This window comes from Rubellimicrobium aerolatum, from assembly GCF_017872975.1.
Classification (GTDB): Bacteria; Pseudomonadota; Alphaproteobacteria; order Rhodobacterales; family Rhodobacteraceae; genus Rubellimicrobium; species Rubellimicrobium aerolatum.
This window is the reverse complement of sequence record NZ_JAGGJP010000020.1, coordinates 42,523-49,903: the sequence shown is the minus strand read 5'-3', so window position 1 is coordinate 49,903 and position 7,381 is coordinate 42,523. Positions and strand designations below refer to the sequence as shown.

Annotated in this window: 6 protein-coding genes; 1 reads left to right on the top strand and 5 read right to left on the bottom strand. The window is 73.3% G+C overall.

From position 1 onward, the window contains the following. Positions 1-464: 464 nt before the first annotated feature. Complete coding sequence (locus J2Z33_RS16060; protein ID WP_209842927.1) at positions 465-1,808, top strand: ABC1 kinase family protein; 1,344 nt, start codon at positions 465-467, stop codon at positions 1,806-1,808. Here J2Z33_RS16060 and treZ read toward each other — a convergent pair. From treZ to J2Z33_RS16035, 5 genes are all read right to left on the bottom strand, one after another. Beyond that, complete coding sequence (treZ, locus tag J2Z33_RS16055) at positions 1,805-3,652, bottom strand: malto-oligosyltrehalose trehalohydrolase (RefSeq protein ID WP_209842925.1); 1,848 nt, start codon at positions 3,650-3,652, stop codon at positions 1,805-1,807. The two genes, J2Z33_RS16060 and treZ, sit on opposite strands and share 4 nt — an antisense overlap. 64 nt (positions 3,653-3,716) lie before the next feature. Continuing rightward, complete coding sequence (locus tag J2Z33_RS16050; protein WP_209842923.1) at positions 3,717-4,634, bottom strand: PHP domain-containing protein; 918 nt, start codon at positions 4,632-4,634, stop codon at positions 3,717-3,719. A gap of 1 nt (position 4,635) precedes the next feature. Then, positions 4,636-5,694, bottom strand: coding sequence for an ABC transporter ATP-binding protein (locus J2Z33_RS16045; protein WP_209842921.1), 1,059 nt, complete (start codon positions 5,692-5,694; stop codon positions 4,636-4,638). Next, a complete protein-coding gene (locus tag J2Z33_RS16040) occupies positions 5,695-6,477 on the bottom strand; it encodes an ABC transporter permease (RefSeq protein ID WP_209842919.1) in 783 nt (260 codons plus the stop codon). After that, positions 6,474-7,379, bottom strand: coding sequence for an ABC transporter permease (locus tag J2Z33_RS16035; protein ID WP_209842917.1), 906 nt, complete (start codon positions 7,377-7,379; stop codon positions 6,474-6,476). The genes J2Z33_RS16040 and J2Z33_RS16035 overlap by 4 nt, the downstream gene beginning before the upstream one ends. Positions 7,380-7,381: the final 2 nt, after the last annotated feature.

Below are 7,381 nucleotides of genomic sequence, written 5' to 3'. Positions count from 1 at the left end.
TGGACCCCATCGCCTGCCCGATCGTGCGGAACGGCGAGCCGGAACTCCCGTCGCCCGACGAACCGCCAGAAGCCGATACATAGTAAATGGTCATTGTGTTCAGGTTCCCCTCGTTATGGAACGCTGGTTAGGAGAGGCTCGCCGCGCGGGCAAACGCCCGGCGGGCCGGGTGGCGGGTCCCTGCCGGTCGTTTCGCTGCGAAGCAGCGAGATCGCGCCTTTCCCTGGCCGGATGGCCGGCGGATCGGCGCCTCCGGATCGCTTCGCTGGACGGAAACCCGCCGATGGCAAGTGGCGGTTGAACGTGGGATGTTAGCGCTCGCGTCGCTTGGGGCGGCCCGGAGCGGTGGCCGTCCCGGCATGGCGCGGGGGTGATTCGCGGCCGCCCTGCGGCTGATTCGGCTCGCCTTCCCCGCGCCCGGGCTAGGTGGTCCGGGCGCCGCCACCCGACCCGCAGGAGAGGCCATGAGCCGCGACCCCCGCCCCAAGGGCACGCCGATCCCCTCGGGCCGCCTCGCGCGGCTGACGCGGCTGGGCGGCCTTGCCGCCGGGGTCGCGGGCGGCACGCTGGCCGAGGGGGCCCGCGCCCTGGCGCGGGGCGAGAGGCCGGGGATGGGCGACCTCCTCCTCACCCCCGCCAACGCCCGGCGCGTCGCCGACCGGCTGGCCGAGATGCGCGGCGCGGCCATGAAGATGGGGCAGCTCCTGTCGATGGACGCGGGCGACCTCCTGCCGCCCGAGCTGTCGGACATCCTCGCCCGCCTGCGCGCCGGGGCCGACCCGATGCCGCCGCGCCAGCTCGGGCAGGTGCTCGACCGCGAATGGGGGCCGGGCTGGCGCGGGCGCTTCGTGGACTTCGACACGCGCCCCCTGGCGGCGGCCTCCATCGGGCAGGTCCACCGGGCGCGGCTGCGGGCCGATCACGACGAGGGCCGCGACCTCGCCATCAAGGTCCAGTATCCCGGCGTCGCCCGCAGCATCGACAGCGACGTGGACAACGTGGCCGCCCTCCTGCGCCTCTCGCGCCTCGCGCCCGAGGGCCTCGACCTCGCCCCCCTGCTCGCCGAGGCCAAGCGGCAACTGCGCGAGGAGGCCGACTACGCGGCCGAGGCCGGCCACCTCCGCCGGTTCGGGGCGCTCCTCGCGGACGACCCCCGCTTCCGGGTGCCCGAGGTGGCGGCGGACCTGTCCACCCCCCGCGTCCTCGCCATGACCTACGAGCCCGGCGAGCCCTTGGAGTCGCTCGCCCGCGCCCCGCAGGCGACCCGCGACCGCGTGGCGGCGGCCATCCTCGACCTGGGGCTCGCGGAGCTGTTCCGGCTGGGCTGGATGCAGACCGACCCCAACCTCGCCAACTACCGCTGGGACGGGGATCGGGTGGTGCTGCTCGACTTCGGGGCGACGCGGTCGGTGCCGCCGGACCTCGCGCGGCTCTACCGGAGGATGCTGCTGGCCGCCCGCGACCGCGATCGGACGGCGGCCGAGGCGGCGCTCCGGGCCTTCGGGGCGCTCGACGACCGCACGCCGCCCGCGCACCGGGCCGAGGCGCTGGCCCTCTTCGACCTCGCCGCCGGGGCAATGCTGCACGACGGTCCCTTCGACTTCGGGCGCAGCGACCTCCTCCAGGTGCTGCGCGACCGGGGGACGGCGCTGGCCCAGGACCGCAGCGCCTGGCGCGTGCCGCCCGCCGAGGCGATCTTCGTGCAGCGCAAGCTGGGCGGTCTCTACCTCCTCGCCGCGCGGCTGGGCGCGCGGCTGGACCTCCGCGCGCTGGTCGCGCCCTACCTCGCCGAGCCCGATCTCGCCTAAACGGGCCGCACCCGGCGCGCGCCCGCGTCCAGATGCACCGCGACCGACGGCGCCGTGCCCGGATCGCCCGTCGCCACCAGCAGCTCGCCCCGCGCCGGGGGCAGGGGACGGGCCACCTCGCCCAGATTGGCGCGCAGTTGCAGCAACCCCCCGTCCAACCGCCAGTCCACCGCGATCGCGCCCCCCTCGTGCGACAGCACCGCGCCGCAGCCCGGCCCCGTCCCCGCGAGGTGAGGCACGATCCGGTCCCGCCGCAGCGCCAGCAGGTCGCGCACCTCCGCCAGCCGCGCCTGCCCCTCGGCCGAGGCGCGGCGGTCCCAGTCGATCCGGGACCGCTCAAGGGTCGCGGGGTCGTTGGGGTCGGGCACCTCCGCATCCCCGCCATGGGCCTGGAACCCCGCGAACTCCTTGCGCCGCCCCTCGCGCACCGCCGTCGCGAGTTCCCCCTCGTAGTCGGTGAAGAACAGAAAGGGCCGCGTCTCGCCATGCTCCTCCCCCATGAACAGGAGCGGGATGTGCGGCGACAGCAGCAGCATCGCCGTCAGCGCCCGCAGCATCGCGGGGTCCGCCAGCACCGACAGCCGCTCGCCCCCCGCGCGGTTGCCGACCTGATCGTGGTTCTGGAGGAAGTCCACGAAGGCCACGGGCGGCAGGTGGCCCGAGGGCTCGCCCCGCGCCTCGCCCGACGACGGCGCGATCTCGCCCTGATAGGCGAAGCCCTCGGCCAGCGCCCGCGCCAGCAGCCGCCAGCGGTCCCCGGCGAAGTCGGCGTAATAGCCCTCCTCCTCCCCCGTCGCGACGACATGGGCGGCGTTGTGGAAGTCGTCGTTCCACTCGCCGCTATGCAGCGGCACCGACCCCCCCGGCCCCCGCGCGTGGAGATGGGTGACGTTGCGGTTGTCCTCGGTCGTCAGGTGGATGGGCCGGTCGGGGAAGGTCGCCCTGACCTCGCGGGCGATCTCCACCAGGATCTCGGGCTCGGAGCGGTCGCGCAGGTGGTCCACCGCGTCGAGCCGCAGCCCATCGAGCCGGAACTCCCGCAGCCAGTGCAGCGCGTTCTCGATGAAGAACCGCCGCACCGGCGCGCGCTCGTAGGCGATGGCCGCGCCCCACGGGGTGTGGCGCTCCTCGTCGAAGAAGCCCGGCGCGTAGAGGCCCAGGTAATTCCCGTCCGGCCCGAAGTGGTTGTAGACGACATCGAGGAGCACCATCAGGCCCGCCTCGTGCGCGGCGTCCACCAGCGCCCGCAGGTCGTCGGGGGCGCCGTAGGCGGCGTGCGGCGCATAGGGATACACGCCATCGTAGCCCCAGCCGCGCGCGCCGGGGAACTGCGCCACCGGCATGATCTCGATGGCGGTCACGCCCGTCCCGGCCAGCTCGCGCAGCCGCCGCGCCGCGCCCGCGAAGGTGCCCTCGGGGGTGAAGGTGCCGACGTGCAGCTCGTAGATCACCGCTTCCTCCCAGGGGCGTCCCGCCCAAGCCCCGCAGCGCCAGCGGTAGGCGCGGGGGTCGATCAGGCGCGAGGGGCCGTGCACCCCCTGCGGCTGCCAGCGCGAGGCCGGGTCGGGCACCGCCGTCCCGTCGGGCAGCACGAACAGGTAATCGTCCCCCGCCCGCAGGTCGTCGGCCCGCAACTCGAACCAGCCGTCCCCCCCGCGCGCCATCGGCCGGTCGCGGCCCCTGGCGCGCAGCGCCAGCGCCTCGGCTCCGGGCGCCCAGAGCCGGAACCGGACGCGCCCCTCCTCGTCCAGGGTCGCGCCCCAGGTCGCGCCCCAGGTCGCACCCCAGGTCGGGGCAGGGGTCGGGGCAGGGGGCGTGGCGTCGGGTCGATGGTCCAGGCTCATGGGCACCTCGGCGGAAGGGACGCCCGTCAAACCGCCGAGCCCGCGCGATGTTCCGGCCCGGCCCTCAGCGCCAGATCGGGTTCGCCCAGGCCTTGCGCCCCGCCCGGTCCACCACCGTCACCCGCAGCCAAGGCGAGCCCTCGAACCGCCCGAGCGGCATGACGCCGGTCGTCATCGACTCGCCATGGATCGCCTTCGACGCCGTGCCGCGCCCCGAGACGATGATCGCCGCCGCGGCCGAGCAGTCCACCCGCAGCGCGTCGCCGGAAAGCTCGATCCCCCGGATCTCGGGCCCTTGGCTGGAGTAGGTGGCCCCCGCCTTCAGCGCCGCCAGCAGCGCCTCGGGCTCGTTCGCCTCGGCCTTGACCATGACCCAGCCGCCGAAATGGTCGGGCTCGGTGAAATGGGCATCGTCCGTGGCGCAAAGGGTCAGCCGGTGCCCCTCGGTCAGCAGCAGGTCGAGCATCTGGAACCCGTCCGCCCGGTCGCAGCCCACCGCGCAGCCGTGGTTGTAGGTCTCGACCGCGTGGACGATGCCGGCGAGGGACCGGGCGTCGGCCTCGGTCAGCCCCGACCATTGCGGATGGGCGATGGCGACGAAGGCCCCGGCCTCCACCGCCCGCCGCGCGAGGTCCGGCGCGCTCTCCTGATCGGGGATCGGCTGGAACGTCGGCGTGCGGGACGGCGCGAAACCGGGCGGCAGGCCCACGGCGAGGATGTGCCACAGCTCGCCGTTCGCCATGGCGCCCGAATGAAGCTCGGCCCCCAGGATCGTGGTGAAGCGGTCGGTGCGGAAGGGCACCGTGTCCACGATGGGATAGCCATAGGCGCCCACGAAGTGATCCGTCAGCGCCAGGAAGTCGTAGCCCTCGGCGCGGTAGCGGCGGCAGACCTCCTCGGGCGGCAGCGCCCCGTCGCTGCGGTCGGAATGGGTGTGCAGGTTGCCCCGCCAGAAGCGGCCCGGCGCGTCCCACGGGATCATGTCAGCCTCCGATCACGATGACGTCGCGGCCCGAGAAGCTGATCTCCACCGGCTCGCCCGGTTGCGGCGGCGGCGCGTCGGCCCGGTTGAAGGTGTCGAGGAGGAAGCTCTGTCCCCCCGCCTCGGCGCGGATGCGGATCACCGACCCCATGAACTCCACCGCCCGCGCGGTGGCGGGCAGCACGATCTCCCGCCCCGCCTCGCGCCCCAGCCGCACCGATTCCGGGCGCAGCGCGATGGGCACCACCGTCCCCGCCGCCATCGGCAGCGCCCGGCCCAGGTGCATCACCATCCCCCCCGACGACACCGTGCCCGCGCGCGGATCGACCACCGTCGCCTCGATGGGCGTCAGCGCGCCGACGAAGCCCGCGACGAAGGGCGTCGCCGGCTGGTTGTAGATCGCGAAGGGCGTGCCGACCTGATCGGCGACGCCGCCGTTCATCACCACCACGCGGTCGGAGATGGACAGCGCCTCCTCCTGGTCGTGGGTGACGAAGATCGTCGTGATCCCCAGCCGCCGCTGGATCTCCCGGATCTCGCCGCGCAGCCGGACCCGCACCTTGGCGTCCAGCGCCGACAACGGCTCGTCCAGCAGCAGCACCCGAGGCCGGGGGGCCAGCGCCCGCGCCAAGGCCACCCGCTGCTGCTGCCCGCCCGAAAGCTGGAACGGATAGCGCCCGCCCATCTCGGGCAGCCCGATCAGCTCCAGCATCTCGGCCACGCGCGCCCGCGTCTCGGCCCCCGCCACGCCCGCGACCTTCAGCCCGAAGCCCACGTTCCCCGCCACCGTCAGGTTCGGGAACAGCGCATAGCTCTGGAACACCATGCCGATGTTCCTCTGGTTCGGCCGCAGCGGCACCACGTCCCGCCCCTCGATGCGGATCGCGCCCTCGTCCGGCGTCTCGAACCCCGCCACCATCCGCAGCACCGTGGTCTTGCCGCAGCCCGACGGCCCCAGCAGCGACACGAACTCCCCCTTGTCGATGGGGAGGGAGAAGTCCCGCACCACCCGGTTCGCCCCGAAGGACTTCTGCAAGTTCAGGATGTCGAGATACGCCATTCAGGCCCCCGCCCGCGTGTGCTTCTGGGTCCGCGTCACCAGCCCGATGAGGCCCATGCAGGCCCAGGTGATCGCGAAGGCGATGACGGCGAGAGCGGACGGCTCGTAGGCCGAGTCCTCTCCCACCCGCTGCATGAAGGGCCCGAAGGCCGGCCGGTCGAGCAGCGCGGCGAAGGTGAACTCGCCGATGACGATGGCGAAGGTCAGGAAGGCCCCCGACAGCACCGCGACGACGACGTTGGGCAGGATCACCCGCCCGAGGATCGTCCCCCAGCCCGCGCCAAGGCTCTGCGACGCCTCGGTCAGCGTGCGCACGTCCACCGACGCCAGCCCGGTATCGACGGCGCGATACATGTAGGGCAGCGCCAGCATCGTGTAGCCCATCAGCAGCAGCACGTTCGCCCCCCCGGCGGTCCCGGTCAGCGGCAGCCAGGACCCGGTGTTGTAAAGCCGGATATAGCCGAAGGCGATGACGATGGCCGGAATCACCAGGGGCAGCAGCGTGATGAACTCCACCACCGGGCGCAGGCGCGGCATCCGCAGCCGCACCCAGTAGGCGGTCGGCACCACCAGCAGCACGCCCACCAGGATGGTCACCACCGCCATCAGCACCGAGAAGCCGAAGGTCCGCTGGAACTCCGGGTTCGCCAGCACCGACCCGTAGGCGTCCAGCGAATAGACCCCCCGCCGCATCCGCAGGCTGAACTCGGCCATCCCCCACAGCGGGATCACGAAATACAGAAGCCCCAGCACCAGCGCCACCCAGGCGGCGGGACGGGTCATCGCAGCCACCTCTCGGACCGGGCGCGCAGCACGATATACAGCGCGTTCGCGACCCCGGTGATGACGATCATCCCCAGCGCCAGCGCGTAGCCCAGCCCCGGATTGCCCAGCACGTCGCCCCGGATCTGGCTGAACAGCAGGATCGGCGCGATGTTGAACGTGGGCCCCGCCAGCGCCATCGCCGTCGCCACCGCGCCGAAGGCGTTGGCGAACAGCAGGCACAGCGTCCCCAGGATCGACGGCAGCAGGATCGGGACGGCCACCATCCGCCAGTATTGCAGGCCCGTCGCCCCCAGCGACGCCGCGGCCTCCCGCCATTCGCGCCGCAGCCCCTCCAGCGCCGGCGTGATGATGAGGATCATCAGGGGGATCTGGAAGTAGAGGTAGGTCAGGATCAGCCCCCAGGTGGAGAACAGGTTCCACCCATGGGCGCGCAGGTTGATGCCGAACTCGTTCCGCAGCAGCAGCGTGAACAGCCCCGCCGGCCCGACCGAGGCGATGAAGGCGAAGGCCAGGGGCACCCCCGCGAAGTTCGACGCCACGCCCGAGAAGGTCATCATCGGCGCCCGGACCCAGCGCGGCAGCCCCCCCAGCACCAGCGCCGCCGCCAGCGCGAACCCCGCCGCGCAGCCGATCAGCGCCGACAGGAAGCTCACCTGGATGGAGGTCCAGTAGGCCTGGCGGATCGACGGCTCGTTCAGCCCCCACAGGTTGTCGAGAGTGAAGGAACCGGACCCGTCCCGGAACGCCGCCTGCACGATGTGCAGCGTCGGCAGGATCAGGAACAGCACCGCCACGACCAGGAACGGCGCGACGCCCACCCAGTCGAGCGGCGGCCGCCACGGCCTCCGCGCTGTCGGTCCGGCCCCGCTCGCGGGGGCCGCCAGGGCGCCGTCGGGCATCC